28 protein-coding genes are annotated in these 25,501 nt (G+C 62.6%); 18 read left to right on the forward strand and 10 right to left on the reverse strand.

All coding sequences use genetic code 11. The features are described from left to right. Positions 1-41: 41 nt before the first annotated feature. Complete coding sequence (locus AC1Q80_RS12650) at positions 42-545, forward strand: tetratricopeptide repeat protein (protein WP_492360633.1); 504 nt, start codon at positions 42-44, stop codon at positions 543-545. A 24-nt stretch (positions 546-569) separates the two neighbouring features. Here the strand turns inward: AC1Q80_RS12650 and AC1Q80_RS12655 are convergent, their stop codons facing one another. The 5 genes from AC1Q80_RS12655 to AC1Q80_RS12675 all read right to left on the reverse strand — a co-directional run bounded on the left by AC1Q80_RS12655 (position 570) and on the right by AC1Q80_RS12675 (position 3,522). Further along, the gene (locus AC1Q80_RS12655; RefSeq protein ID WP_492360634.1) at positions 570-1,133 is read right to left on the reverse strand and encodes a protein tyrosine phosphatase; all 564 of its coding nucleotides are present in this window, start codon (positions 1,131-1,133) and stop codon (positions 570-572) included. Between the two features lie 4 nt (positions 1,134-1,137). After that, the gene (locus AC1Q80_RS12660) at positions 1,138-1,479 is read right to left on the reverse strand and encodes a tRNA-binding protein (protein ID WP_209790957.1); all 342 of its coding nucleotides are present in this window, start codon (positions 1,477-1,479) and stop codon (positions 1,138-1,140) included. Positions 1,480-1,494: 15 nt separating this feature from the next. Continuing rightward, on the reverse strand, positions 1,495-2,313 hold the full coding sequence (gene proC, locus AC1Q80_RS12665) for a pyrroline-5-carboxylate reductase (protein WP_173420791.1): 819 nt from the start codon (positions 2,311-2,313) through the stop codon (positions 1,495-1,497). A gap of 1 nt (position 2,314) precedes the next feature. Further along, on the reverse strand, positions 2,315-2,815 hold the full coding sequence (locus AC1Q80_RS12670; RefSeq protein ID WP_025427918.1) for a type III secretion system chaperone family protein: 501 nt from the start codon (positions 2,813-2,815) through the stop codon (positions 2,315-2,317). Positions 2,816-3,261: 446 nt separating this feature from the next. After that, positions 3,262-3,522 carry an accessory factor UbiK family protein gene (locus tag AC1Q80_RS12675; protein ID WP_173420792.1) on the reverse strand — a complete coding sequence of 87 codons (261 nt, stop codon included), beginning with the start codon at positions 3,520-3,522 and terminating at the stop codon, positions 3,262-3,264. A gap of 191 nt (positions 3,523-3,713) precedes the next feature. Here AC1Q80_RS12675 and lgt point away from each other — a divergent pair, with 191 nt between their 5' ends. From lgt to AC1Q80_RS12715, 8 genes are all read left to right on the forward strand, one after another. Continuing rightward, on the forward strand, positions 3,714-4,559 hold the full coding sequence (gene lgt, locus AC1Q80_RS12680; RefSeq protein ID WP_173420793.1) for a prolipoprotein diacylglyceryl transferase: 846 nt from the start codon (positions 3,714-3,716) through the stop codon (positions 4,557-4,559). 12 nt (positions 4,560-4,571) lie between these two features. Next, entirely contained in the window at positions 4,572-5,675 is a 1,104-nt protein-coding gene (locus AC1Q80_RS12685; RefSeq protein WP_492360635.1) for a class I SAM-dependent methyltransferase, read from the forward strand. A 255-nt stretch (positions 5,676-5,930) separates the two neighbouring features. Next, complete coding sequence (pgeF, locus tag AC1Q80_RS12690; RefSeq protein ID WP_492360636.1) at positions 5,931-6,725, forward strand: peptidoglycan editing factor PgeF; 795 nt, start codon at positions 5,931-5,933, stop codon at positions 6,723-6,725. Between the two features lies 1 nt (position 6,726). Further along, positions 6,727-7,878, forward strand: a complete 1,152-nt coding sequence (locus AC1Q80_RS12695) for a M24 family metallopeptidase (RefSeq protein WP_173420796.1) — start codon at positions 6,727-6,729, stop codon at positions 7,876-7,878. Positions 7,879-7,967: 89 nt separating this feature from the next. After that, the gene (locus AC1Q80_RS12700) at positions 7,968-8,792 is read left to right on the forward strand and encodes a hypothetical protein (RefSeq protein WP_492360637.1); all 825 of its coding nucleotides are present in this window, start codon (positions 7,968-7,970) and stop codon (positions 8,790-8,792) included. A 207-nt stretch (positions 8,793-8,999) separates the two neighbouring features. Continuing rightward, entirely contained in the window at positions 9,000-9,932 is a 933-nt protein-coding gene (locus AC1Q80_RS12705) for a ribose-phosphate pyrophosphokinase (RefSeq protein WP_025427925.1), read from the forward strand. Between the two features lie 514 nt (positions 9,933-10,446). Continuing rightward, positions 10,447-10,686 carry a hypothetical protein gene (locus tag AC1Q80_RS12710; RefSeq protein WP_173420798.1) on the forward strand — a complete coding sequence of 80 codons (240 nt, stop codon included), beginning with the start codon at positions 10,447-10,449 and terminating at the stop codon, positions 10,684-10,686. A 17-nt stretch (positions 10,687-10,703) separates the two neighbouring features. Then, a complete protein-coding gene (locus tag AC1Q80_RS12715; RefSeq protein WP_209791130.1) occupies positions 10,704-11,057 on the forward strand; it encodes an EF-hand domain-containing protein in 354 nt (117 codons plus the stop codon). 86 nt (positions 11,058-11,143) lie between these two features. Here the strand turns inward: AC1Q80_RS12715 and AC1Q80_RS12720 are convergent, their stop codons facing one another. From AC1Q80_RS12720 to AC1Q80_RS12730, 3 genes are all read right to left on the reverse strand, one after another. Further along, on the reverse strand, positions 11,144-11,530 hold the full coding sequence (locus AC1Q80_RS12720) for a DUF779 domain-containing protein (protein WP_492360638.1): 387 nt from the start codon (positions 11,528-11,530) through the stop codon (positions 11,144-11,146). Between the two features lie 185 nt (positions 11,531-11,715). After that, positions 11,716-13,224: an aldehyde dehydrogenase gene (gene adh, locus AC1Q80_RS12725; RefSeq protein WP_492360639.1), complete on the reverse strand. Its 1,509-nt coding sequence runs from the start codon at positions 13,222-13,224 to the stop codon at positions 11,716-11,718. Between the two features lie 379 nt (positions 13,225-13,603). Next, entirely contained in the window at positions 13,604-14,560 is a 957-nt protein-coding gene (locus AC1Q80_RS12730) for a helix-turn-helix domain-containing protein (protein ID WP_173420801.1), read from the reverse strand. Between the two features lie 250 nt (positions 14,561-14,810). Between AC1Q80_RS12730 and AC1Q80_RS12735 the strand changes: the two genes are divergently transcribed. The 6 genes from AC1Q80_RS12735 (at position 14,811) to AC1Q80_RS12760 (ending at position 21,482) form a co-directional block, all read left to right on the forward strand. Then, complete coding sequence (locus AC1Q80_RS12735) at positions 14,811-15,992, forward strand: benzoate/H(+) symporter BenE family transporter (protein WP_492360640.1); 1,182 nt, start codon at positions 14,811-14,813, stop codon at positions 15,990-15,992. 233 nt (positions 15,993-16,225) lie between these two features. Further along, entirely contained in the window at positions 16,226-16,831 is a 606-nt protein-coding gene (locus tag AC1Q80_RS12740) for a 50S ribosomal protein L25/general stress protein Ctc (RefSeq protein WP_173420803.1), read from the forward strand. Positions 16,832-17,106: 275 nt separating this feature from the next. After that, positions 17,107-19,479 (forward strand): putative bifunctional diguanylate cyclase/phosphodiesterase, encoded by a 2,373-nt coding sequence (locus tag AC1Q80_RS12745; RefSeq protein WP_492360641.1) that lies wholly within the window; start codon positions 17,107-17,109, stop codon positions 19,477-19,479. Positions 19,480-19,509: 30 nt separating this feature from the next. Continuing rightward, complete coding sequence (locus AC1Q80_RS12750; RefSeq protein ID WP_173420805.1) at positions 19,510-20,244, forward strand: transporter substrate-binding domain-containing protein; 735 nt, start codon at positions 19,510-19,512, stop codon at positions 20,242-20,244. Positions 20,245-20,306: 62 nt separating this feature from the next. Further along, entirely contained in the window at positions 20,307-21,026 is a 720-nt protein-coding gene (gene pth / locus AC1Q80_RS12755) for an aminoacyl-tRNA hydrolase (protein WP_173420806.1), read from the forward strand. Between the two features lie 3 nt (positions 21,027-21,029). Beyond that, positions 21,030-21,482, forward strand: coding sequence for a GNAT family N-acetyltransferase (locus AC1Q80_RS12760; RefSeq protein WP_173420807.1), 453 nt, complete (start codon positions 21,030-21,032; stop codon positions 21,480-21,482). Positions 21,483-21,497: 15 nt separating this feature from the next. On the opposite strand, the gene clpS is transcribed toward AC1Q80_RS12760, so the two are convergent. Continuing rightward, positions 21,498-21,809 (reverse strand): ATP-dependent Clp protease adapter ClpS, encoded by a 312-nt coding sequence (gene clpS, locus AC1Q80_RS12765; protein ID WP_173420808.1) that lies wholly within the window; start codon positions 21,807-21,809, stop codon positions 21,498-21,500. A 205-nt stretch (positions 21,810-22,014) separates the two neighbouring features. Between clpS and ychF the strand changes: the two genes are divergently transcribed. Further along, entirely contained in the window at positions 22,015-23,118 is a 1,104-nt protein-coding gene (gene ychF, locus AC1Q80_RS12770) for a redox-regulated ATPase YchF (RefSeq protein WP_077503441.1), read from the forward strand. Between the two features lie 94 nt (positions 23,119-23,212). Here ychF and AC1Q80_RS12775 read toward each other — a convergent pair whose 3' ends face one another. Next, a complete protein-coding gene (locus AC1Q80_RS12775; protein ID WP_492360642.1) occupies positions 23,213-24,319 on the reverse strand; it encodes a hypothetical protein in 1,107 nt (368 codons plus the stop codon). 202 nt (positions 24,320-24,521) lie between these two features. Here AC1Q80_RS12775 and AC1Q80_RS12780 point away from each other — a divergent pair, with 202 nt between their 5' ends. Both AC1Q80_RS12780 and AC1Q80_RS12785 read left to right on the forward strand, forming a co-directional pair. Continuing rightward, positions 24,522-24,974 (forward strand): MaoC family dehydratase, encoded by a 453-nt coding sequence (locus tag AC1Q80_RS12780; RefSeq protein ID WP_173420810.1) that lies wholly within the window; start codon positions 24,522-24,524, stop codon positions 24,972-24,974. Continuing rightward, positions 24,974-25,444, forward strand: a complete 471-nt coding sequence (locus tag AC1Q80_RS12785) for a MaoC family dehydratase (protein WP_492360643.1) — start codon at positions 24,974-24,976, stop codon at positions 25,442-25,444. Before AC1Q80_RS12780 ends, AC1Q80_RS12785 begins: the two co-directional genes overlap by 1 nt. Positions 25,445-25,501: the final 57 nt, after the last annotated feature.

The raw sequence follows: 25,501 nt of genomic DNA on the forward strand, positions 1-25,501 counted from the left end.
CAGCTTCGTTTACACATGCCAAGCCTGAGGAGACGCCGGACGTGCCCGACACTTTAGACTGGGACGATTGGGAGCAGCGGCTGGCCCTGCATTGGGCCGATTTCGGCCGCATCGATGCAGGAATGTTCGTCGAGCGGCTCGACGCGCTGGCGGTGGAGTTGCCTCACGGCGACCCTGTCGGCCTCTTCGAGCGCGCCTCGGCTCAGGATTCCCTCGGACACGAGGCGAATGCCGCCCCCCTCTACCGCCAGGCGCTTGCCGGCGGTCTCACGGGTATTCGCCGTCGCCGCGCGACCATTCAGCTTGCAAGCACACTTCGCAATCTCGGGCAGATCGACGAGAGCATAACCTTGTTGGAAGCCGAGCGCACGATGCCGTCGGACGATCTCGATGATGCCGTCGCCGCCTTTCTGGCGCTCTTGCTCGTCGATGCAGGGCGGGCGCGCGAAGCAGCAGGCTTGGCGCTCGGCCGGTTGGCGCGTCACCTGCCCCGCTACAATGGCTCGCTCAGGCGCTACGCCGACGCGTTGCTGCCGGACGCATGAGCGACACAGAGCGAACTCGGCTCGCTAGCGCGTATAGATGGAAACCAGGCCACGCCGCTCGTTGAAGCGATGCCACGCATCGATGCGACGCGGGTGCCGTGCGCGCATGGCATCGAGCGGAGCAAGCAGCCGGCCTTCGCGACCGAGCGATGCATCGAGGATTTCGATGATCCTACGGTTCGGCCAAGGCTTTCTGGTAATCGTCAGCAGCGCCCGGAAAGCCTCGTCCTCGCGGCCGGCACCGAGCTGGTGGGCGATCAGGCCGTAGGCAAAGGCGGTCGACCGGCTGACGCCGGCGTGGCAATGCACCAGAATGCGGCTCGACGCATCGTCGGCGGCCGGCCGCATCGCTTCGAACACTTCCAGCACCAAATTAGGGAAGTGCTGCGTGGCGACGGCGTTTTCCTGGTCGCGCATGCGCACGACGCGGTGGCTTGCGTCAGCGATGACAGGCACGTCTGTCTCGGGCAATTCCGGATCGAGCAGCGAGAGGACATGACTGGCACGCCAGTCGCGCGCCGCGTCGGATGCACGCCAAAGGCAGGAGACCTTCACGCGCTCGGGTATCAGATCAACATGGATTGTCATCGGGTCACATCAGCTTTCGGCCGTTGGGGATCGGCTTGTCGATGGCAGCCAGCACGATCGCGCCGGCCTCGTCTTCAAAGCCCAGCGTCAGGACCTCGGAACGGACAGGGCCGATCTGGCGTGGCGGAAAATTGACCACCGCCATGATCTGCCGGCCGATGAGATCCTCGGGCTGGTAGTGCACGGTGATCTGCGCTGATGACTTTTTTATGCCGATCTCGGGGCCGAAATCGATCTTCAGCTTGTAGGCCGGTTTGCGCGCCTCGGGGAAAGCCTCGGCTTCGATGATGGTACCGACACGAATGTCGACGCGTTCGAAATCTGGAAAAGTAATCGTTTCCGACATGACAATGCTCTGGAATTATCCGGCCAGTTCCTCGGCGCGCTGACGCGCAGCGGCGATGGCCTTATCGAAAAGCGGCTGCATGCCGTCATCGGCCATCAGCACCGCGAGGGCTGCGGCGGTTGTGCCACCGGGCGATGTTACGTTCTGGCGCAGCTTCGAAGCGTCGTCGGGGGACTGATGAAGCAGTTCACCAGCCCCCGCGACGGTTTCCCGCGCGAGCCGCATGGCGAGGTCCGCCTGGAGACCGGCCTTGCGCCCGGCCTCCGCCATGCACTCGACGAGGTAGAAGACATAGGCCGGGCCACTGCCGGAAACGGCGGTGACGGCATCGATATCGGCTTCGGTCTCGACCCACTCGACCGGGCCGCTGACCTTGAGGAGATCGTGCACCTGGCTGCGCTGTGCCGCGCTGACGCGGGCATTGGCAAAGGCGCCGGTGACACCGCGGCCGATCATGGCCGGCGTGTTGGGCATGGCACGCACCGTGGCGGCGGCACCCAGATGGCTTTCGATGAAGGCAAGCGTCTTGCCGGCCGCGACCGAGACGATGACCGTGCTCGCACCAACCAGCGTCTTCAGCGGCGGCAGCACCGCTTCCATGACCTGCGGCTTGACGGCAATGAAGATCACCGCAGCCTCGATGCCTTCAGGGGCAGAGGTCGCGTGGCGGACGCCATTGTCGGCGATCAGCTGTGCCATCGCCGGTGGCGGGCCGGGATCGATCACCAGAATGTCGGCGCCCTTGACGCCGCTCTTCAACCAGCCGCTGAGCATGGCGCCGCCCATGTTGCCGGCGCCGATGAGAACGATGGGACCGGAAGCGACGGCAGTCATGTCAGGCCTCCCCGACCGTTTCGAACAACACCGCGTCGACGGCGCGCTGCGCATCCATGCCAGACCAGACGACGAACTGGAATGCCTGGAAATAGGATTCGCAGGCATCGAGCGCGCTCGAGAGCAGAACCTCGACCTGCTGGTTGGTGGGCTCGGCACCACCGGCGAGCAGCAGCGACTGGCGGAAGATCACGACCTCCTCCTGACGCCACAGATCGAAATGCCCCATGAGCACCTGACCGTTGATGTGCGACAGCAGACGGATGACTTCGTTGACGCGGCTGTCGGGAACCTTGATGTCGAAGGCGCAGGCAAGATGCAGCGCCTCGAACTCTTCCATCCACGAGAAGGACACGTGGTAATCCGCCCACTTGCCTTCGACGGTCATGGCGATCTCGTCCTCGCCCGACCGTTCGAATGACCAGTCATTGGTGGCGGCCACAAACTCGATCATATCGACCGGGTTGGACTGACGCTCGATTTCCATTTCCAAAAGGCTCATGCATCACCCTAGTAGGCGCGACACAGGCGCGCGTTATCACGTTCACAAGACGCAACTCTGCAAACCTGGCACTGAATAAGAACACAATATGATTGCTGAACTCACATCCATCCTGGCTGACTTACCCTGCCTGGAGCTTGTGTGGTCCGTTTCGAATCATCATTTAAAATCAGTGTATAATGGCGGAGTCAGGCTGCCAGCCCCCCGACCCAAAAATAGCCGGGTACAACCGGTTGCGCGTTGTCATTTCCATTCAGCCCGGATGCTTAAGCGACTCTGGCATAAGGGTTTTTTGCCAGTGTCCACAGGTGGAAAACTTTTCAGGTTTTATTAACCTCCCTGTGCGGCGTTTCACACGGCCAAGCATATCGACAGCAAAACGCCCGCAGAATCGATCCGCGGGCGAAGTAAAAACGTTGAAAAGCCGTTATTTGGCAGGAATCGCGTTACTTGCCGCTTTCGGCGAAACGCGCTTCCAAAGCCTCGATACGCGCCAGCAGCGCGTCGTTTTCCTCGCGCGCCTTGATCGCCATTTCCTTCACCGCCTCGAATTCCTCGCGCTTGACGACATCGAGCGAATTCATCGCGCGTTCGGCCTGGGCGCGAAAGGCGGTCTCGACTTCGCGGCGCACACCCTGGGCTGCTCCTGCGGCATCGGTCATCAGCTTGGCAAAATCATCCATGATGCGGTTGGCGCCTGTGCTCATCGTCCTGATCTCCATGTTCAGCCGCCGCTTCGCATTGCGATGCGGTCCTGGTTTTCAGGTAGGGTCAGGCGCGGACGGATGCAAGAAAAATCACCAAACTGTGCCCGGCCACCAGTGGTAACCGGCCTTGACCCCGCCGGATTCGATCGCCATGTTCCGGCAAAACAACCGGTCCGGAACGAGAAGACATTTTGGAAACCATCGCGACCCGCCTCGCCATTCTCCCCTTCCCTGAAATCGACCCCGTGATCTTCCAGATCGGCCCGCTTGCCGTCCATTGGTACGGTCTTGCCTATGTCGCCGGTATCCTGATCGGCTGGTACTACGCCCGGCGCCTGGTTCAGAACACGCCACTCTGGCGCAATGGCGAACCGGCAGCGACGCTGGCGCAGCTCGACGACTTCCTGCTCTGGGCGGCCGGCGGCATCGTGCTTGGCGGCCGCATCGGCTACATTCTCTTCTACGATCTCGGCTCCGTCCTCGAAAACCCGATCCGGGCGCTGGAGATCTGGAACGGCGGCATGTCGTTCCACGGCGGCTTCATCGGCACGACGCTGGCGATGATCATCTTTGCGCGCCGCAATGGCATTGCCATCTGGAGCATGTTCGACATCGTCGCGGCCGTGGTGCCGATCGGCCTTTTCTTCGGCCGCATCGCCAACTTCATCAATGGCGAACTGTGGGGCCGGCTATCGTCGGCGCCCTGGGCCATGGTGTTTCCGACCGGCGGCCCCTTTGCCCGCCACCCGAGCCAGCTTTATGAGGCGGCCCTCGAAGGCTTGGTGCTGCTCGCCGTCATCGCCTGGTTCATCTATCGCCGCCATGCGCTGAAATCGCCGGGCCTTGTCACCGGCATCTTCGTGCTCGGTTATGCCGCGAGCCGCATTTTCGTCGAATTCTTCCGTGAACCGGACGCGCAGATCGGCTATCTTGCCGGCGGTTGGCTGACCATGGGCATGCTTTTATCGCTGCCGATGGCGCTTGCCGGCATCTGGGCGATTGCCCGGGCACGCCGGGCGGCCGTCGCCGCCGCATAACGGGACGGACGCATGACGACACCACTCGCGGACAAGATCAAGACGCTGATCCGGACCAACGGCCCGATCAGCGTTACCGACTATTTCTCGCTGTGCCTGGCGGACCCGGAGTACGGATATTACCGCGTCCGCGAACCCTTCGGCAAAGCGGGTGACTTCACCACGGCGCCGGAGATCAGCCAGCTTTTCGGCGAGATGATCGGCATCTTTCTGGTTCATGCCTGGCAACAGCACGGCACGCCGGAGCAAACAGTGATCGTCGAGATCGGCCCCGGCCGCGGCACGATGATGGCGGACGTCCTGCGGGTCGTCAGGCGCCTTTCACCCGAGCTCTATGCCGCCGCCAGCGTGCATCTGGTCGAGACGAGCGATCGGTTGCGCAAGGTCCAGGCGGAGACGCTGGTGGCCCATGGCGAGAAAGTGCAATGGCACGGCAGTTTCGACACCCTGCCGGAAGGTTTCCTGCTGCTGGCCGCCAACGAGCTTTTCGACGCCATTCCGATCCGCCAGTTCGTGCGCACACCGCAGGGGTTCCGCGAACGCATGGTCGGCCTTGATGCCGAGGATGAACTGGCGTTTGCGGCTGGCATCGCCGGCATCGACCCCACATTGTTGCCATCGCCCCCGCACGCGGCTGCCGAAGGCACGATCTTCGAGATCGCCCCAGCCCGCGACGCCGTCATGGCAGCCCTTTGCGAGCGGTTGAAGATCGGTGGTGGCACCGCCGTCATCATCGACTACGGATACCTGGCCACCAATTACGGTGACACGCTGCAGGCGCTGCTCGATCACCAGTATGACCCGCCACTCGCCAATCCCGGCCGCGCCGATCTCACCAGCCACGTCGATTTCGAGCAACTCGCACGCCGCGCGAAGAACGATGGCCTGCAGATCAACGGCCTTGTCCACCAGGGCGATTTCCTGATCGGCCTCGGCCTTCTTGAACGTGCCGCAGCACTCGGTCGCGATAAGGATGCCGTGACCCAGGAGGGCATCCGCCAGGATGTCGACAGGCTCGCCGGATCCGGCGAAGGCAAGATGGGCGAACTCTTCAAGGTGCTTGCCGTCAGCAGCCCGCCGATCGCGCTTCCGCCGTTCCGAAAACCCAAGAGCTGAATGCACCGGGCGCAGCCGGCCAGATGTAAATTCGCCGGCCGTCCTGGGGTATCCGCAGCACCCATTGTTCCAGGAGTTTGACGTTCGCCGCCACGGTCAAGGCGCCTCCTTCGGACGGCCCCCCTGTCGTTCGGCAATTGACAGCCCAGCCGTCGCGGGTCAACATCGCGCCGGCAAATCAGCCGCCATTCACCGGGCCGCACGTGCCCCCAACCCCATTTGAAACTCACGTCAAAGCAAAGGGCGAAGACACCGATGCAGCACGATGCCGCGCTTTCCCCCGTGCAGAGCTCGCTCTTCAGCGACAAAGCCGGTCCGGCGATCGCACATGGTTATTTCACCCGCCAAGGCGGCGTTTCCGAAGGGATCTATCGCGGTCTGAATGTCGGCCTCGGTTCGAACGACGACAAGGCCAGGGTCGGTGAAAACCGCGCCCGCGTCAGCCGCTGGTTCGGCGCCGATCCGGAACGGCTCGCCACCGTCCATCAGGTCCATTCTCCCGATGCGGTCGTCGTCGACGACAGCTACAACGGCAGCCGGCCGGATGCCGACGCGCTGGTGACGGCAACGCCCGGTGTGGTGCTTGGCGTGCTCTCGGCCGATTGCGGGCCGATCCTGTTTGCGGACGCCGACGCCGGCGTCATCGGCGCCGCCCATGCCGGCTGGAAGGGCGCGCTTGGCGGCGTGCTCGAAAGCACCATCGAGGCGATGCTGACGCTCGGTGCGCGTCGCAGCCACATCGTTGCTTGTCTCGGCCCCTCGATCAGCCGGCGCAACTACGAAGTCGGCGCCGAGTTCGTCGACCGGTTCCTCGCGACCGATGGCAGCTATGACAAGTTCTTCGGCCCATCGGAGCGCGATGGGCACGCGATGTTCGACTTGCCCGGCCTGACGATTGCGCGCCTGACGGCTGCCGGCGTTACCGCCGAAAACCTCGACATCTGCACCTATGCCGACGAGGACCGCTTCTTCTCCTACCGTCGCACCACGCATCGGCAGGAGCCGGACTACGGCCGGCAGATATCTGCAATTTGCATACGGGAGAGCTGACATGGCGCTGCAATTTGCCCAGGAGGAGTATGCCGCCCGCCTTGAGCGGCTGACCGCGAAGATGCGCGAAGACAAGCTCGACGCGGTCCTGCTCTTTGCCCAGGAAAGCATGTACTGGCTGACGGGCTACGACACCTTCGGCTACTGCTTCTTCCAGACCCTGGTGGTCAAGAAGGACGGCTCGATGGTGCTTCTGACGCGCTCGGCCGACCTGCGCCAGGCCCGCCACACCTCCAACATCGAGCGCATCGAGATCTGGGTCGACCGGGTCAACGCCGACCCGACGATGGACCTGAAGAACCTCTTGAGTGAAATGGATCTGCTCGGCAACCGCATCGGCGTCGAGTACGACACCCACGGCATGACCGGCCGCACCGCGCGCCTCGTCGACCACCAGCTTTCGACCTTCGGCGAGCTGATCGATGCCTCGTTGCTCGTCAGCCGCCTGCGCCTGATCAAGAGCCCGGCGGAAATCGCCCATGTGGAAAGGGCGGCAAGCCTTGCAGACGACGCGCTCGACGCGGCACTGCCGCTCATCGGCCCCGGGGGCAACGAGGCAAATATCCTCGCGGCAATGCAGGGTGCGATCCTTGCCGGCGGCGGCGACTACCCGGCCAACGACTTCATCATCGGCTCCGGCGCCGACGCGCTGCTCTGCCGCTACAAGGCCGGTCGCCGGCTGCTTGATAGCCAGGATCAGCTGACACTCGAATGGGCCGGCGTCAGCGCCCATTACCACGCCGCCATGATGCGCACTGTCGTCATCGGCGAGCCGACCAACCGCCACCGCGAGCTTTACAGCGCCTGCCGCGAAACCATCCAGGCGATAGAGATGGTGCTGCGCCCCGGCAACACCTTCGGCACCGTCTTCGACGTGCATGCCAAGATCATGGACGAGCGCGGCCTTGCCCGGCATCGGCTGAACGCCTGCGGCTATTCGCTCGGCGCGCGCTTTTCACCCTCGTGGATGGAGCACCAGATGTTCCATGTCGGCAACCCGCAGGAAATCGAGCCCGACATGTCGCTGTTCGTGCACATGATCATCATGGATTCCGACAGCGGCACCGCCATGACGCTTGGCCAGACCTACATCACAACCACCGATACGCCGCGCGCCCTTTCGCGTTATGGGCTGGACTTCATTTCTGCTTAGGGAAATCCGCCTACACTGCCGCTGAAATGGCAGACAACAGGAGATGACTTCACAGGCCTGCCGCGAAGGAAAGACGGACGGTTTGAACGATGCGAAAGCTTCTCACGCCCATTGCAAGCCTCAGCCTTGTCATCGCCCTGGCAAGCTGCAACAGCACGGACGCGCTGATACCGCAGGTCGACGTCGGCGGAGGAACGTTCCGCTCGCCGCCGGTGACGCAATCCGATCTCGAGTCGATGTCGACGCAGACGGCCGTCGTTCCGGTGCAAAGCTCGCCGGTGCAACGGACCCAGGCCTTCGCCTCCCAGCCGGCGCCCGCCAGTATGCCGACACAATATGCGACCGGCGACAGCACCTACACCGATCCCGCCGGCTCGCTTGAAGCGCAGGCGAACCGGCTCGCCTCCGGCACCGAACCGGTCCAGAACACGGCGATGCTCGCCGAACCCGCACCGGTCGAAACATCCGAGCCCGTCGCGGAAGCGGTTCAGGAACAGCCGCAACAGCAGCCGGCCGTCGCCTCCGTTCCTTCCGCCAGCACGGCGACGGGCGGCACGATCCGCTTCCTGCCGATCATCGGCGCACCGGTTGAAGCCGTGACGCCGCTTTCGAAACAGCTCGGCACAGAGGCGCGCAGCCATGGCCTGACGATCAAGGGGTCGGCCGACGCCAGCAGCGAACACATCCTCAAGGGCTATTTCTCGGCGCTGAAGGACAACGGCAAGACGACGGTCGTCTATGTCTGGGATGTGCTCGACGGCAGCGGCAATCGGCTCCACCGCATTCAGGGCCAGGACTCGGTGGCAACCGCCGGTGCCGATCTGTGGGAAGGCGTTCCGGCCGAAACCATGCAGGCCATCGCCACCAAAACTATCAACGCCTATCTCGAATGGCGGCAATCCAGACCCGGTTGATACAAAGTTTTTAGGATAATGCGCTTCGCGGCGCAGCATTCCGCTTGCATTCAAGTTCAGTGTCGCTAAAAAGCGGCCGATCAGCTCTGAACGGCGGCCATCCCGCAAAGATTGTCCGCGATTGGAATGGCTCTCGGAATCTGCGCGGAAAATGCCGCTCCCGGATGAACCCGGACGGTAGCCGCGCCAGCTCAAGGCGGTCCGTCAATGAAGGTTTTCGCAGGCAATTCGAACCGGCTGCTGGCCGAAGCGATCTGCAACTATCTCAACCTGCCTCTTGGAAAAGCGACCGTAAGGCGGTTTGCCGACCAGGAGATTTTCGTCGAGATCGGCGAAAACGTGCGCGGCGAGGATGTCTTCATCATCCAGTCGACCTCGTTCCCCACCAACGATCACCTGATGGAACTGCTCATCATGATCGATGCGGTGCGCCGCTCCTCGGCCCGTCGCATCACCGCGGTACTCCCCTATTTCGGCTATGCCCGCCAGGACCGCAAACCCGGTCCGCGCACGCCGATCTCGGCCAAGCTGGTTTCCAACCTGATTACCGAGGCCGGCGCCGACCGCGTTCTGACGCTCGATCTTCACGCGGGCCAGATCCAGGGTTTCTTCGACATCCCGACCGACAACCTCTATGCGATCCCGATCCTGGCGCGCGACGTCAAGGAAAACTATGACCTGAAGAACGTCATGGTCGTTTCGCCCGACGTTGGCGGCGTGGTGCGCGCCCGTGCGCTCGCCAAGCGTCTCGACTGTCTGCTGGCGATCGTCGACAAGCGCCGTGACCGTCCGGGTGAATCGGAAGTCATGAACGTCATCGGTGACGTGAAGGGCAAGGACTGCCTGCTGATCGACGACATCGTCGATTCCGGCGGCACGCTCTGCAACGCCGCGGAAGCCCTTCTGAAGAACGGCGCAACCAGCGTCACCGCCTATATCACCCATGGCGTGCTGTCGGGCGGCGCGGTTGCCCGCGTCACCTCGTCGATGCTGAAGGAACTTGTCATCACCGACTCGATCCAGCCGACAACGGCCGTCCAGTCCGCCCACAACATCCGCGTCATCACCACGGCGACGCTGCTCGGCGAAGCGATCAATCGCACCAGCCAGGAGGAATCGGTTTCGAGCCTCTTCGACTGAGGCAGGCTCGACCGCCGGCAAAAGTAACCGCTTTCGTGAAGCGGGATTGGGCCGTCATTTTCCGTGGCTCCGGACCAGCGCGTTGCGTTTAAGAAGCCTTATGCAACGCGCTTCCACAGCTTGATTTCACGTATGTCGTCGTCGCAAAACGGCTGCGCATTTTTGTGCGGCACGCCTTGTCGCATAATTTGATCCTTAAATCGGAAACTATTTAAGGATGAAATTGTGCAACAAATCAAAGTGCTACAGTGATACTCGCGCGTCTGGCCAGGCGGCGGCGCGCTTAATTGCCCACCCCAAGAGTTGTCATCTTCCATCCGTAGGGGTAGCATTTGCCCCCTGCAGGCAACGTCTTTCTCTGCAGACTGCATAGTTCATCGATAAGGTTCTTCTCGAATAGAAGACCTCTTGATACTTCGAAGGATATCTTCGGAAAGCTACTTTCATGCAGCGCCACCCCGGTGGCGGCTCCACCGATCTATGCCGATCACGCACGGATAATTTGGAGGAAAAGATGAGTAATTTTACGCTAACCCTCGTTCTTGCAAGCGGCCTTGCCTTGTCTGGCTGCAATACTGCTACGTCCTCCCGGACGAGCACCGGCGATTTCGGCTGCCTTGCCGGAACCGTCAGCGGCGCAATCCTTGGCGGGTTCGCCGGCTCGGCCATCGGCGCGGGCAGCGGCCAGCTCTGGGCTGTCGGCGGCGGCGCCACGCTTGGCGGTGCGGCCGGTGCTGCCTTGACTTGCCGCTGATTGCGAAAGGTTACGAGATGCGAAAAGTAGCGCTGCTGATGGCATCCGTGCTTTGCCAGTTCGCTCCGGTCGCCGCCCAGGATAGGCCTGCGGCGATGTATCAGGGACAAATGGATCGGCTCGACCGCGACGGAGACGGCGTGATCAGCCGGTCCGAATATCAGGGCTTCATGACCACGGCCTTCGCAAATCTGGACAAGAACAAGGACGGCACCCTGAGCGCCGACGAGGTAGCGCCTGTCCTGAACGCGCAACAGTTTGCCGCCATCAACGTAAATCGCGACGGCAAGATCACCCAGAGCGAGTTCCTGAACAGCGTAATGGCCGATTTCAAGGCCGCAGACCGTGGCGGCGACGGCAGTCTGCAGTAGAACACGCGCGGATCGCACGAAAGCGGTCCGCGCGTGCCGCGCGACCGAGGAACCGGCTTGTCAGGACACCCTGACGGAAGGTGCGGTCATGCGCCGGCGCTTGTGACTGTGGTTGGCAGTGGGCAGGCCTCAGCGCCGCCGAACAGGCGAGAGCGCGTCAGGAAGCGGCTCTCGCGGCCGTTGTCGAGCGAGAACATGCCGCCCCTGCCCGGCACCACGTCGATGATCAGTTGCGTGTGCTTCCAGACCTCGAACTGGCTGGCACTGATATAGACGGGTACGCCGCCGATCTCGCCGAGCTTCACGTCGTTGTCGCCGACGATGTAGTCGTCGGTGGGGTAACACATGGGCGACGAGCCGTCGCAGCAGCCCCCCGATTGATGAAACAGAATGTCCGGATGGTCACGCCTGATCTCGGCGATGAAGTCGAGCGCGGCGTCGGTCGCAAGCACCCGCGGTTCGGTGGCGGTCATATCGAGCCTCCTTGCGCATGTCGCGCAAAAGTGAGCAGCGGTTTCGCGATCGCGACATGCACGAAATCAAGTGTCGCGCCTTTCGGTTTCAAGTTCAGGGGGCCGAGGGCGAGTGCTGGAGGAGAACCCTCGGCCGCACCTGGGAGGCCCTCCCCGCCAAAGGCGGAGAGGGGGATGCAATCGGCTCAGAAGAAGCCGAGCGCCTTCGGGCTGTAGCTCACCAGCATGTTCTTGGTCTGCTGGTAGTGGTCCAGCATCATCTTGTGGGTCTCACGGCCGATGCCCGATTGCTTGTAACCGCCGAAGGCCGCATGGGCCGGATAGGCATGGTAGCAATTGGTCCACACGCGGCCCGCCTGGATCTCGCGGCCAAAGCGGTAGCAACGGTTGGCGTCCCGGCTCCAGACCCCGGCACCGAGGCCGTAGAGCGTATCGTTGGCGATCTCCAGCGCCTCGGCTTCCGTCTTGAAGGTGGTGACGGAGACGACAGGCCCGAAGATCTCCTCCTGGAACACCCGCATCTTGTTGTGCCCGCGGAAGACCGTCGGCTTGACGTAGAAGCCCTCCGCCAGCTCACCTTCCAGCACGTTGCGGCCGCCACCGGTCAGCACCTCGGCGCCCTCCTGCCTGCCGATATCGATATAGGAGAGAATCTTTTCGAGCTGCTCGCTCGACGCCTGCGCGCCGATCATGGTGGCGCTGTCGAGCGGGTTGCCCTGGCGGATCGCCTCGACGCGCTTCAGCGCCCGCTCCATGAAGCGATCATAGATGCTTTCCTGAACCAGAGCCCGGCTCGGGCAGGTGCAGACCTCGCCCTGGTTGAGCGCGAACATCGCGAAACCTTCGAGCGCCTTGTCGAAATAGTCGTCGTCTTCGGCCAGCACGTCGGCAAAGAAGATGTTCGGCGACTTGCCGCCAAGCTCGAGGGTAACGGGAATGAGGTTCTGGCTGGCATATTGCATGATCAGCCGCCCGGTCGTCGTCTCGCCGGTAAAGGCGATTTTGGCGATGCGCGGATTGGTGGCAAGCGGTTTGCCGGCTTCAAGGCCGAAGCCGTTGACGATGTTGAGCACGCCCGCCGGCAGGAGGTCACCGATGAGATCCGCCCAGACGAGGATCGAGGCCGGGGTCTGCTCGGCCGGCTTCAGCACCACGCAGTTGCCGGCGGCAAGTGCCGGGGCGAGTTTCCACGCGGCCATCAGGATTGGGAAGTTCCAGGGGATGATCTGGCCGACGACGCCGAGCGGCTCGTGGAAGTGATAGGCAACCGTGTCGTGGTCGATCTCGCCGATCGAGCCTTCCTGGGCGCGGATGCAGGCGGCGAAATAGCGGAAATGGTCGATCGCCAGCGGAATGTCGGCCGCCATGGTTTCGCGGATCGGCTTGCCGTTGTCGAAAGTCTCGGCACGCGCCAGAAGCTCCAGATTGTCTTCCATCCTCTGGGCGATCTTCATGAGGATGTTCGACCGCTCGGCAGCCGCCGTGCGCCCCCACTTGTCCTTGACCGCATGAGCCGCGTCGAGCGCCAACTCGATGTCGGCTGCATCCGACCGCGCAACCTGGCACAGCACGCCGCCGGTCACCGGCGTCGTGTTGTCGAAGTAGCGCCCGGCCACCGGTTCGCGCCATTCACCGCCGATGAAATTGCCGTATTTCTGCTTGAACGGGCTCTCGACGATCTTCTGATGCAACATGTTCATTCCTCCCTGTGAACCAGCAACCAAAGCTGTGAGAGGAAGGTGATCGCGAACGTGCGTCTTCGATAGGGAGGTGCGAATGCCGGCGACGCGATCTGTTTCAGAAGTGAGACAGGTGGGGTCGGGTCACTGTGCTGCGGTGCAGCATGCAATGCGTCACAGAGACAATCGCTTCGACTCGGACACGCCCCTCATCCCCCTGCCGGGACCTTCTCCCCGTCATCACGGGGAGAAGGGGCAAGCGGTTCGCTCTCCGCGCCACATCAGGCTCCGACCCGCGATGGGCGGGCACGTCCCTTCTCCCCGCTCGGCGGGGAGAGGGTTAGTCCTCGGGTTAAACTCGAGGAGAGGGGCAGCCACGGATGCCTGAGTAAGATCAGTTGACGGAGAGCCGCTTCATCTTGCGGTAAAGCGTGGCGCGGCTGATGCCGAGCAGTTCGGCTGCCATCGAGACATTGCCGTTGGCACGCGAGAGCACGCGCCTGAGCGCGGCACGCTCGGCGTCTGGAAGCTCAGCGCCGTCGTCGGATATGCCTTCCTTCAGAAGGTCGGAGGCTGGAATGCCCGCGGCGATGCGTTTGTCGTCGAGCCCCAGCCATTGCCGCGCCGCGCGCGTCGCGCCCTTTACCAGATCGTCGCGATCGACAGCCAGGAGCGCCGGCCCTGCCCGGTCGACCGGCACGAGCACGATGCGCGAGCCGGCAAAGGCCCGGCGGAATAGCCCTGCCTCGATGCGGGCTGCAGCATCCCGCACCGCCTGCGACAAAAGCGAGAGGGTGATCTCCGACGCGTCGTCGCGGCAGGTGGAGATGTCGATCGCCGCCGCCAGACGGCCGAGATGGTCGCGGATTGGTGCCGTCGTGCAGCTAAGCCCGATGTTGCTGCTGAGGAAATGCTGGTCGCGCTGGATGATGACGGCGCGCTCGTCGGCAATGGCCGTGCCGATGCCGTTGGTGCCGACGCTCGCCTCGCTCCACACCGTTGCCGACCAGAGGCCGACACCGCGGAAATCCGCATCGTCGCCGACCGCCCCGCGCCGCTCCAGCGCCACGCCCTTGTCGTCGGTCAGAAGCAGGCAGCAGCCGGCCTTGCCGACTGTGGCAAACAGCCGGTCAAGCTCGCCGCCCGCCTCGGCGATCAACTCGGCCGAACGCTGTCGCGCCGATCGGAACTCTGTGTCGGACAGTCGAAGCGGCGTTCGCCTCTCCTCGGGCGCCAGGCCATGCAGCGTCATGCAGCGACGCCAGGATGCAGCCACCGGCGAGCTTGCAGCCGCGGAAGACTGGTGCGCAACCTGGTAGACGTATTCCGTATGATCCCTGACGGCAGGCATCGGTTTCCTCCCTGCAAGCGACGTCCGGCAACGGCAGGTCCCGACCGCTCTCCCAAACGGCGGCAACTGCCTGGGCCGCACTATAGGCATCGATTGGACGGGAGGTCCAGCAAGACGAAGGTACACCCTCCATGCCCGCATCAGCGCGTTTGATGCGTTCATCACGCCGGCGGTATCGACACGTCGGCGGAATATGATAGGCGAGTTCAAGCGTCATCCGACGCGCATTCACAACAACCGGTTGCCAGCCATGCTTCGTGACTTCTCGCTCCAGAGCCTGTTCATGGGCCTGCTCATCGCCTTTGTCGGTTTCGCCAGTTCGTTTGCCGTCGTTCTGCACGGACTTGGCGGTGTCGGCGCAACGGAAGCACAGGCCGCCTCCGGGCTGATGGCGCTGTCGATCTCGATGGGCGTCTGCGCCATCATCCTCAGCGCCGCCACCCGGCTGCCGATCAGCATCGCATGGTCGACCCCCGGCGCCGCCCTTCTCGTCAGCTCCGGCGTTGTCGAGGGTAGCTTCAACGCCGCCGTCGGCGCCTTCCTCGTCTGCGGCCTGCTGATCGTCGTTGCCGGTCTCTGGAAGCCATTGGGGCGCATGGTCTCGTCCATCCCGGCCGCACTCGCCAACGCCATGCTGGCCGGCGTGCTGCTCAGCCTTTGCTTTGCCCCGGTCAAGGCAATCGGTTTCAATCCGCTGTTCGGCCTGCCCATCCTCTTGGCCTGGGCCATCGTCGGCAGCGTCAACAAGCTCTATGCGGTGCCGGCAGCACTGCTTGCCTTCGTGCTCGTCATTGCCTTCGGTGTCGACATGCCTGTCGATGCCTTGGGCGCGCTGTCTTCGGCGCTGGTGCCGCAGCCGGAGTTCGTCATGCCGTCGTTCACGACGCCGGCGATGATCAGCATCGCGCTGCCGCTGTTCATCGTCACCATGGCGTCGCAGAACATTCCCGGCATCGCCGTCATGAAGGTCAACGGCTATGACCCCACGCCCGGTCCGCTGTTTGCGACAACAGGCCTTTTTTCGATGCTGAGCGCGCCCTTCGGCGGCCACGCCGTCAACCTTGCGGCGATCACCGCCGCCATGGGCGCCGGCGCCGACAGCCATCCGGATCCGGCGCGACGCTACTGGTCGACCATCATTGCCGGCATCTTCTATGTCATCTTCGGCCTGCTCGCCGGCGCCGTCACCACCTTCGTCAGCCTCGCACCGTCGGTCTTGATCGAGGCGGTCGCCGGTCTCGCCCTGGTCGGCGCCTTTGCCGGCTCCGCCATGGCGGCCTTTACCGATGCCAGAACGCGTGAAGCCGCTGCGATCACCTTTCTGGTGACGGCCTCAGGGGTCAGTTTCGGCGGTATCTCCGGCGCTTTCTGGGGGCTGATCGCCGGCGGGTTGATGCTGGCACTTGCGCGCTTCACACGCAAAAAGGCTTAAGAGCGCCGCCTTCGCCAGTTGAATTCGTGGCGGTCGTTGTCGCAAAACCGCTGCACAGTTTTGCGCGACATGCTTTAAAACCGCGGCAAAGCTTGCATTTGCGGGTGTTCTCGTCTATGCACCGCCCGTCCGCGTAGACACCCTTGGAGGCAACGCGGATGAAGCCCATGCGGCTTCGGTTCTTCTGCCATTGCGGATGAACTCTCCAGAATTAGACACAGAAAGGTCTATCCATGAGCCACGCATCTTATGAGCTCAAGGCCGAGACGCGCGAACGGGTTGGTAAGGGGTCCTCCCGTGAACTTCGTCGCAACGGTCTTATCCCGGCTGTCATCTATGGTGACAAGCAGGCCCCCATCTCGATCGCGCTGTCCACCAAGGACGTGACGATGAAGATCCACGCCGGCGGTTTCATGACCACCGTTGCAGTCATCGACGTCAAGGGCGAAAAGATCCGCGTCCTGCCGAAGGACTACCAGCTGGATCCGGTCCGCGACTTCACCATGCACGTTGACTTCCTGCGCGTCTCCAAGGACAGCAAGGTCACCGTTCAGGTTCCGGTTCACTTCGTCAACGAAGAGAAGTCCCCGGGCCTCAAGGCCGGCGGCGTTCTCAACATCGTTCGCCACGAAGTCGAGCTGGCCGTTGCTGCCGACGACATCCCGGAATTCCTGACCGTTGACCTTTCGGGTCACAAGGTCGGCGACGCGATCCACATCTCCAACATCAAGCTGCCGAAGGGCGCGACCCCGGTTATCACCGACCGCGACTTCACGGTTGCCACGATCGCTGCTCCGGCTGGCGGTCTGAAGGAAGAAGAAGGCGAAGCAGAAGCCTGATTCACCGCAAGGTGAACGGCGGTCGGCATCTGCCGGCCCCTGCGATATCCATTGAAAGGCCCGCCCCGGCAACCGGGGCGGGCCTTTTGCGTTCAACCTGCCGGTTGCGGCGCTGTCGCTCCCATACAATCGATCGCGCCTCCTCACGAATTGTAATGTAGCAATTTCAGCAACATTTAAGGTTTTGATGATGTTCTTGCAGCGGGGAATTTGTAAGCAAGCGTCTAAAGAGAATACGAAATGACACGAGTGGCAACGCCTGGGGGATGCGTCCAATGATGCATTCCGTCGAAAACCGATTTATTGCGATTGTATGCGGTGCGATGCTGGTTTTCGTTGCCCCACTCTTCGTGCTTTTCCTCAGTATCTCCAGCGAACGCGTCGCACGCGAGCGCCTGCACAACATCGAGCTGCTGATGGGCGCAAGCGCCGAGGCGCTCGGCAAGCCCATCTGGGATTTTGACAGCGACGGCATCAAGCGCATCGCCCGCTCGCTGATGAACGACACCGATATTCTGGCCGTCACCATCCGCGACAATTCCGGCTCGATCCTCGCGCAGATGCCCTCCGGCGGCCTCGGCGCCGATAGCGACAGCCGCACGCTGAAAACACCCGTATCCTACGATGCAATCGACGGCACTAAGGAAATCGGCAGTCTCGAAGTGCGCGCGCCGACACCCGGTCTGCTGTCGCAGTTCAGCAAGGACGAGCTGGCGATCCTCGCCATCCTGCTCATTGCCGTCGCCACCGTTTTTGCCGCCGCGCTCATCGGCAACCGCTTCACCGTCATCCGTCCTTTGATGCGCCTCACGGCCGCTATCGAGGCAACGCGGCGCCTGGGCTCGCGCCACCGCGTCGACTGGACCGCGGACGACGAAATGGGAGCGCTTGCCGCCAACTTCAACGAGATGCAGGACCGGCTGGAGCGGGAGTCGATGGAGCTGAAGAGCGCCCATGAGCGCGCCACCGACATCTACAACCTCACCCCGGCCATGCTGTTTTCGCTCGATACCGACAATCGCCTCTGCGCCGTCAGCGATTACTGGCTGCTGGCGACCGGCTATGCCCGCGAACAGGTGATCGGCGAGAACTTCACCGATTTCATCGATCCGCACTGGCACGAGACCTATCGCAGCCATGCCAAGGCAATCGCCGTCGGCGACCACAACATCTGCGAGGTCACCGTCCCCTTCCGCAAGGCGGACGGCGAGTTCATGACCGTGCTGATCCTGGAGACGGAAACGACCGGCGATGGCGACCTGTCGCTGTCGGTCATGACCGACGTCACCGCCCTCAAGCAGGCCGAAAGCCGCAACCATGCCCAGGCGATCACCGATCACCTGACCGGACTTCTCAACCGCCAGGGCTTCGAGGCAGCGCTCGACGAAGCGATCGTGACTGCCGATGCCTCCGGTATCCAGGTCGGCTGCCTGTTCATCGATCTCGACCGCTTCAAGTGGATCAACGACAATTTCGGCCATGCGGCGGGCGACGAGGTTCTGCGCCAGACCGTCGAGTTGATCCGCGCCACCCTGCGCCCTGACGACATCATGTCCCGACTCGGCGGCGACGAGTTTGCAATCCTGGTCTCGGACCTGGATGTCGCGGCACTCGCCAGCGAAATCGGCGAGCGCATCGTCAATGCGCTGCGCGAACCCATGCACATTGCCGGCAACGAGCTGTTCGTCAGCGCCAGCGTCGGCATCTCCGTTTATCCGGAGCACGCCGAAAACGCCTCCGACCTGCTGCTCAAGGCCGACATGGCGATGTATGCCCGCAAGCATGACGGCAAGAACGGCCTGCAGGTGTTCGACGCCAGCATGCTCGATACGGCGCGCGAGCGCCACGAGATCGAGCAGTGCATCGAAGCCGGCCTCAAGGACGATCACTTCGAGGCCTGGCTGCAGCCGATCGTCAGCCTTAGCGATGGCCAGATCGCCGGCTTCGAGGCGCTGATGCGCCTCAATCATCCGGAAAAAGGCATCATGCCCCCCGGCAAGATCATCGGCATTGCCGAGGAAACCGGGACGATCGCCCGCATCGGCGACTGCATTCTGGAAAAGGCGATCCGGCATCTGGCTGATATCTCCGCCCTCGACGGCACGCAGAACACCTATCTTGCCGTAAATTTCTCGCCGCTGCAGTTCGAGCTGACGCTGCCGCACAAGCTCGCCGCCCTGCTCCTCAAGCACCACATTTCACCGAACCGGATCGTCATCGAAATCACCGAAGCGGTGCTGATGCTCGACAATCCCGAAGTGCATGGCGTGCTGAAGCAGCTCAACGAATTCGGCTGCCGGATTGCGCTTGACGACTTCGGAACGGGCTACTCGTCGCTGAGCTATCTCAACCGTTTCCCCGTCGATATCGTCAAGGTGGACCAGTCCTTCACGCGCTCGCTCAGTTCAGGCACAGCCGATGTCCGCCGCAAGAGCCGGATGCTGATCAAGGGCATCCGAACGATCTCGCATCAGATGGGCTGCACCGTCGTCGCCGAAGGCATCGAGACCCAGGAGCAATGGCAACTCCTGCGCAAGCTTGGTGTGGATTGTGGGCAGGGTTATCTTTTCAGCCGCCCCATGCCGATCGGCAAGATGCTGGCCATGCTGGAGAGCGACTCCGAAGTCAAAACAAACACTCAACGATAGCGGCCGGACACTGGCGCAAAGGAGCAGGGCGTGAAAGAGCTGATACTGGCATTCTTCCTCGGCCTGTCCACTGCCGCCGAAGCGCAGACGATCAAATTCGTCACCGAGGAATACCCGCCCTACAACTTCTCGACCCCGAGCGGTGCCAACGGCTCCTCGGTCGAGCAGGTAGCGGCAATCATGGACGCACTCAAACTCCCCTATACGATCGAGGTCCTGCCCTGGGCGCGAGCCTACATGCTGGCTGAAACCGATGCATCCCATTGCGTCTTCACCACCGGCCTCAACGCCGAGCGCGAGAAGCGGTTTCAATGGGTGCAGCCGCTGCTCGTCGACCACATGATCATGGTCCGGCGCAAGGGATCGGACATCGCCCCCGATACCATCGATGCGGCAAAGCGGTTCACCATCGGCACCCAACGGGAAGATTTCTCCGCCACCTACCTCGTGGAACACGGCTTTCAGAAGATCGACTATGCGACCAACCTGGACTCGACGCTGAAAAAGCTGATCGCCGGCCGCATCGATCTGATGATGACGTCGGAAAAGACCTTCGAAAGCATGCGCTCAGAAGGCAAGCCCGTCGAGGCGGCGCTGATGCTGGAAGGAAAATACTACGGCATCGCCTGCCACCGCGACATGGACAAGCAAACGGTCGAGAAGATGCAGCGCGAACTCGACCGCCTGATCGGCAACGGCACCCAGGATGCGATCTTCGATCGCTACGGCCTGCGGCCGAGCGGAAGCGTGCAGGCGACGAAATAAGGATTGACTCCGGCGGCGTTTCGCGGTCGTGAAGCGGGGAAAGCCCGACGGAGCGTAACGACATGCTGATCATCGCAGGACTTGGCAATCCAGGTTCGAAATATGCCTCAAACCGCCACAATATCGGTTTCATGGCCGTCGACGTCATCCATCGCCGCCACAATTTTTCCTCCTGGTCGAAGAAGTTCAAGTCCGAGATCGCGGAAGGCGAGATCGGCGGAGAGCGCGTGCTGCTGATGAAGCCGCAGACCTTCATGAACCTCTCAGGCGAGGCGGTCGGCGAGGCCATGCGCTTCTACAAGCTCGCACCGAAGGACATCACCGTCATCTATGACGAGCTGGATCTGCCCGCCGCGAAAGCGCGCATCAAGGTCGGCGGCGGTCACGGTGGCCACAACGGCATCAAGTCGATCGATGCCCACTGCGGCAAGGAGTATCGTCGCCTGCGGCTCGGCATCGGCCACCCTGGCGTCAAGGATCTCGTCCACGCCCATGTGCTTGGTGATTTTGCCAAGGTGGATCAGACCTGGCTGGTGCCGCTGCTCGACGCCATCGCCGACAATGCCGACATGCTGGTGCGCGGAGAGGACTCGCAGATCCTCAACAAGATCGCACTTGCCACCGGCGGCAAGGCGGACGAGGACAAGCCGCAGGCCCAGAAGAAGCCGGGCGCTCAATCCCATATCCATCAGGCGCGCAATTCGGCCCAGCCGAAGAAGCTGCCGACAAGCGGCCCGATGGCCGACATGCTGAAGAAGCTGTTCGGCCCGAAGGGCGACTGAACCGTGTCGCCTGCGCCCTTCTCGATCCGTGCCGCGCAGGCAGTCGATCTGCCCGGACTGCTTGCGCTTTATGGCGAGCTGAACCCGGACGACCCGGCGCTGGACACAGCAGTCGCCACCGACCGCTTCGCGGCGATCCTTGACCATCCCGGCATGACGATTTTCATCGGCCTTGCCGGCGATATCGCCGCCGCATCGGTCACGTTGGTGGTCGTACCGAACCTGACGCGGGGCGGCGCACCCTATGCCCTGATCGAAAACGTCGTCACAGCCTCCACATTCCGCAGGCGCGGTTTTGCTGGCGCGCTGATCAGACACGCCTTCGCCACGGCCTGGGCGGCCGGCTGCTACAAGGTGATGCTGCTGACCGGATCGAAGGATCCGGCGACGTTGCGTTTCTATGAGAACTGCGGCTTCCGGCAGGACAAGACCGGTTATCAGATCCGCCGCCCCTGACCGTCCCCCTGGCCGTCATTCCTCCGGCTCGGTCATGAACATCAGCGGGAAGCCGGCATCCTTGGCAAGATCGGTCGCCTCCTTGGCTTTGGTCTCGGCGATATCGCGCACGCAGACGACGACGACGGAAACGCCGAGCTTGTGCGCCGTCATCATCACCCGGTAGCCCGCCTCTTCGCTCATATGGAAAACCGCCTTCAGCACCATCACGACAAATTCGCGCGGCGTGTAATCGTCATTGACGAGAATGACCTTGTAGAGCTTCGGCCGCTCCAGTTTCGGTTTCGGCTTCAGCTTCGGTTTTGCAGCAAGACCATCGTCACTCATCGGAAATCCACCCGTTGATGACAGGAAAGGCGGTCGCAGTCGGCCATGCGGCCCCGGCACGCTGACGTTCAATATCCTACGCTGAGCGCCGGCAATCAAGCAAAAGCCCGCTCCTTCGCCGCGTCGAACCGCGCGAAGGCTTGACCGTTCGGCTCCTTTATCCCATAGCCACGCCCAACGAATTCGAGAACGACAGGTTTTAGCCATGGGCTTTAAATGCGGTATTGTCGGGCTGCCGAACGTCGGCAAGTCCACCCTCTTCAACGCGCTCACCAAGACGGCGGCGGCTCAGGCTGCCAACTATCCGTTCTGCACGATCGAGCCGAACACCGGCGAAGTCGCGGTTCCGGATCCCCGCATGCGCAAGCTGGCCGACATTGCCAAGTCGAAGGAAATCATCCCGACGCGCATCTCCTTCGTCGATATCGCCGGCCTGGTGCGCGGCGCGTCGAAGGGCGAAGGCCTCGGCAACCAGTTCCTCGCCAACATCCGCGAAGTGGATGCGGTCGTGCACGTGTTGCGCTGCTTCGAGGATGACGACATCACCCACGTCGAAGGGCGCATCAACCCGGTCGCCGATGCCGAGACGATCGAGACCGAGCTGATGCTCGCCGACCTCGACAGCCTCGAGCGCCGCACCGACCAGACCCGCAAGCGCGCCGGCGGCAAGGACAAGGATTCGGTCGCTCAGCTGCCGATCATGGAAGCCTCGCTGAAGCTGCTGCAGGACGGCAAGCCGGTGCGCACGCTGCTTGCCAAGCTCGACGCCGAAGAGCTGCGCATCCTGCAGGGCCTCAACCTGCTGACCGCGCATCCGGTGCTCTACGTCTGCAACGTCGCGGAAAGCGATGCCGTCGACGGCAACGAACACACGCGTGCGGTTGCCGAAATGGCCAAGGCGCAGGGCGCTGAAAGCGTCGTGATCTCGGCGGCGATCGAATCCGAAGTGGCCCAGCTGCCGGAAGAGGAAGCCAAGGAATTCCTGAGCGCGCTCGGCCTGGAAGAAGCCGGCCTCGACCGGCTGATCCGCGCCGGCTACAAGCTGCTCGACCTCATCACCTACTTCACCGTAGGTCCGAAGGAAACGCGCGCCTGGACGATCCAGCGCGGCACCAAGGCACCGCAGGCCGCCGGCGTCATCCACACCGACTTCGAACGCGGCTTCATCCGCGCCAACACCATCGCGTTTGACGACTATATCGCGCTCGGCGGCGAAGTCGGCGCGAAGGAAGCCGGCAAGGCCCGCGACGAAGGCAAGGAATACGTCGTCCAGGACGGCGACGTCATCCACTTCCGCTTCAACACGTAAGGCCTGTCGCCCCAAAGGCCACAGCAATTCGGCGTGACGGGCTCCGGCCTGACGCGCCGAGGCGCTTCAGGAACGATCGATAGAAGACCCGATGTTACGGCGCGGTATGCAACCGCGCCGTCATCGTTTCCGGCAACAGGCTGACGACGATGCGCCGCAGCTTCTGCCAGAAGATGCCGATGACGAGCACGGTGACGCCGACCACAGCGAAGGCGAAGAACACGTAGTTGTCGAGCGACGCTCCAGTCTGGTTGAGCATCGTCCAGACAGCCCCGCCCAGCGACAACAGCCCTGATGTAACGAAGGCTCGTCGGTCGATGACCAGCCCGACCAGCATGAACAGGGCCACAATCAGAATGGCGGCGGCCGCCTGGCCAAGGCTGGCTTGCCCATCCCACCACGTCGCACCGTCGTTCGACAGGAAAACCAGAGCGATCAGCCCGTAGAGCAACGCGGGTGCTGCGGCCAGATGCAGCCAGAACGCGGTATCCGAGCGCGTGGTCACGCGCTGCGGATCGGAAACGTCGTAGCGCATCGCGACCGCAAAGACGCCCAAGGCGCCGACAAGAACGGTGAGCGCGAGAAGCATGAAATGGTTCTCATTGGCAAGGTCGATCCCAAGGCTCTTCTCCAAGGCAAGAAGGGCCGCAACCACGCCGATGAGGGCGACCGACACCATCAGGCCGGCCAGTGCCAGTGGCACGCGATAGCGCCAGTAGAACAGGCCGAGCGGGATCGGGAATGCTGATAGAAAGGCGAGCACAAAGACCAGTGGCCTCCAGGCATCCTCATGCTCGCTGACGAACCACAGTGCTGTAATCCCGACCCAATGCACGAGAGCAACCGTCAGCGCCACCGACGGCAGCGCCAGCCGCTGGCGCCGCACCAGGATCTCGGCAAGGACCAGAATGACCGGCAGCGTCAAGAACGGGCCACCCAGGCCCCAAAGACCGATCAGCACGACGACGACACCGATCGTGATCAGGATGTCGTGAAATCCCCGGATGAACCGTGGCTGCTCGCTGTCTTCGGCCGCGCGCGCGTCGAGAGCGGCATCGTCCCGCTCCGCTGCGGCATCCGGCGCCGTCGGCCCGAAAATTATGCCCCGATCGGCCAGATAGGCTTCGAGATCGCTCACCTGATGGGCAGAGATGATCCCTTTTTCGGCGGCGCCTGCAAGCGCTCTGTTCAGTTCGGTCACGTGCATCCTCAATCAAACGCGCATCGTTGCATTTCCAAAACAGGTGGTTGCATGAACATGCGGTATTCGCAACCTGGAAATTCCTTGCTGCGGCCGATCACTTGGCATGAGAGCCCACGCTTCAAACCTTGCTCAAAGCGATTCCGATTTGAGAAATTATGCAGTACGTAGAGCGGCAGCAAATCAGACGGGGCAACGCAGCATGTTGTATTTCGAGGATTTTTCCGAAGGGCGACGCTTCGACTACAAACCGGTCGAAATGAAACCTTCCGATATGATCGCCTTTGCGCGTGAATTCGATCCGCAGCCGATGCATCTCGACGAGGAAGCCGGCAGGCGCAGCATCCTCGGTGGCCTCTCGGCCTCCGGCTGGCACACCAGCGCTGTCGGCATGCGCATGATGCTCGATGCCTTCATGGGCCAGTCCTCGTCGCAAGGCTCGCCCGGTATCGACTTCATGGACTGGAAGAAGCCGGTCATTGCCGGCGACACGCTCACAGGTTTCAGCCAGGTTCTGGAGGCCCGCCGCTCGAAGTCCAAGCCCGGCCTCGGCATCGTCAAGTTCCGCAACGAAATCGTCAACCAGGCCGGCGAACCGGTGGCGGTTTCCGAATGTTCCGTGCTCTTCCGCTGCCGCGACAAGGTCCAACACTGATGATGACGATGGAGGAGTTTTACGCCACCGGCCGCAGGACCGTCATCGGCAGCCTGACGTTTTCGGCGGAGGATATCGTCCGCTTCGCGCGCGATTTCGATCCGCAACCCTTCCATCTCGACGCCGAAGAAGCCCGGCATTCGCTGTTCGGCGGCCTCTGCGCCTCCGGCTGGCACACATCCGCCGGCTGGATGCAGTGCTTCGTCCGGTTCTGGAAGGACGAGCAGCGTCGGCTTGCTGCCGAAGGCCTGCAGGCGCCAAGGCTCGGCCCCTCGCCCGGTTTCAAAGATCTCAGATGGCTGAAGCCGGTCTATGCCGGCGACACCGTGACCTATGCCGTGACGTTCCTCGAAAGCCGCGCGCTCGCCTCGCGGCCCGGCTGGCGGATCAACACCATTCTGTGCGAAGGCGAAAACCAGCACGGCGAAACAGTGATCCGCTTCGAGAGCAAGGTCATAGAGTTCGTATAGATCGCCACGATTGCCGACGGTGCCACGCGCGGGCAACAATCTAATTCCTTAAGTCAG

Source organism: Ensifer sp. GW823-FHT05D09 (genome assembly GCF_058795755.1).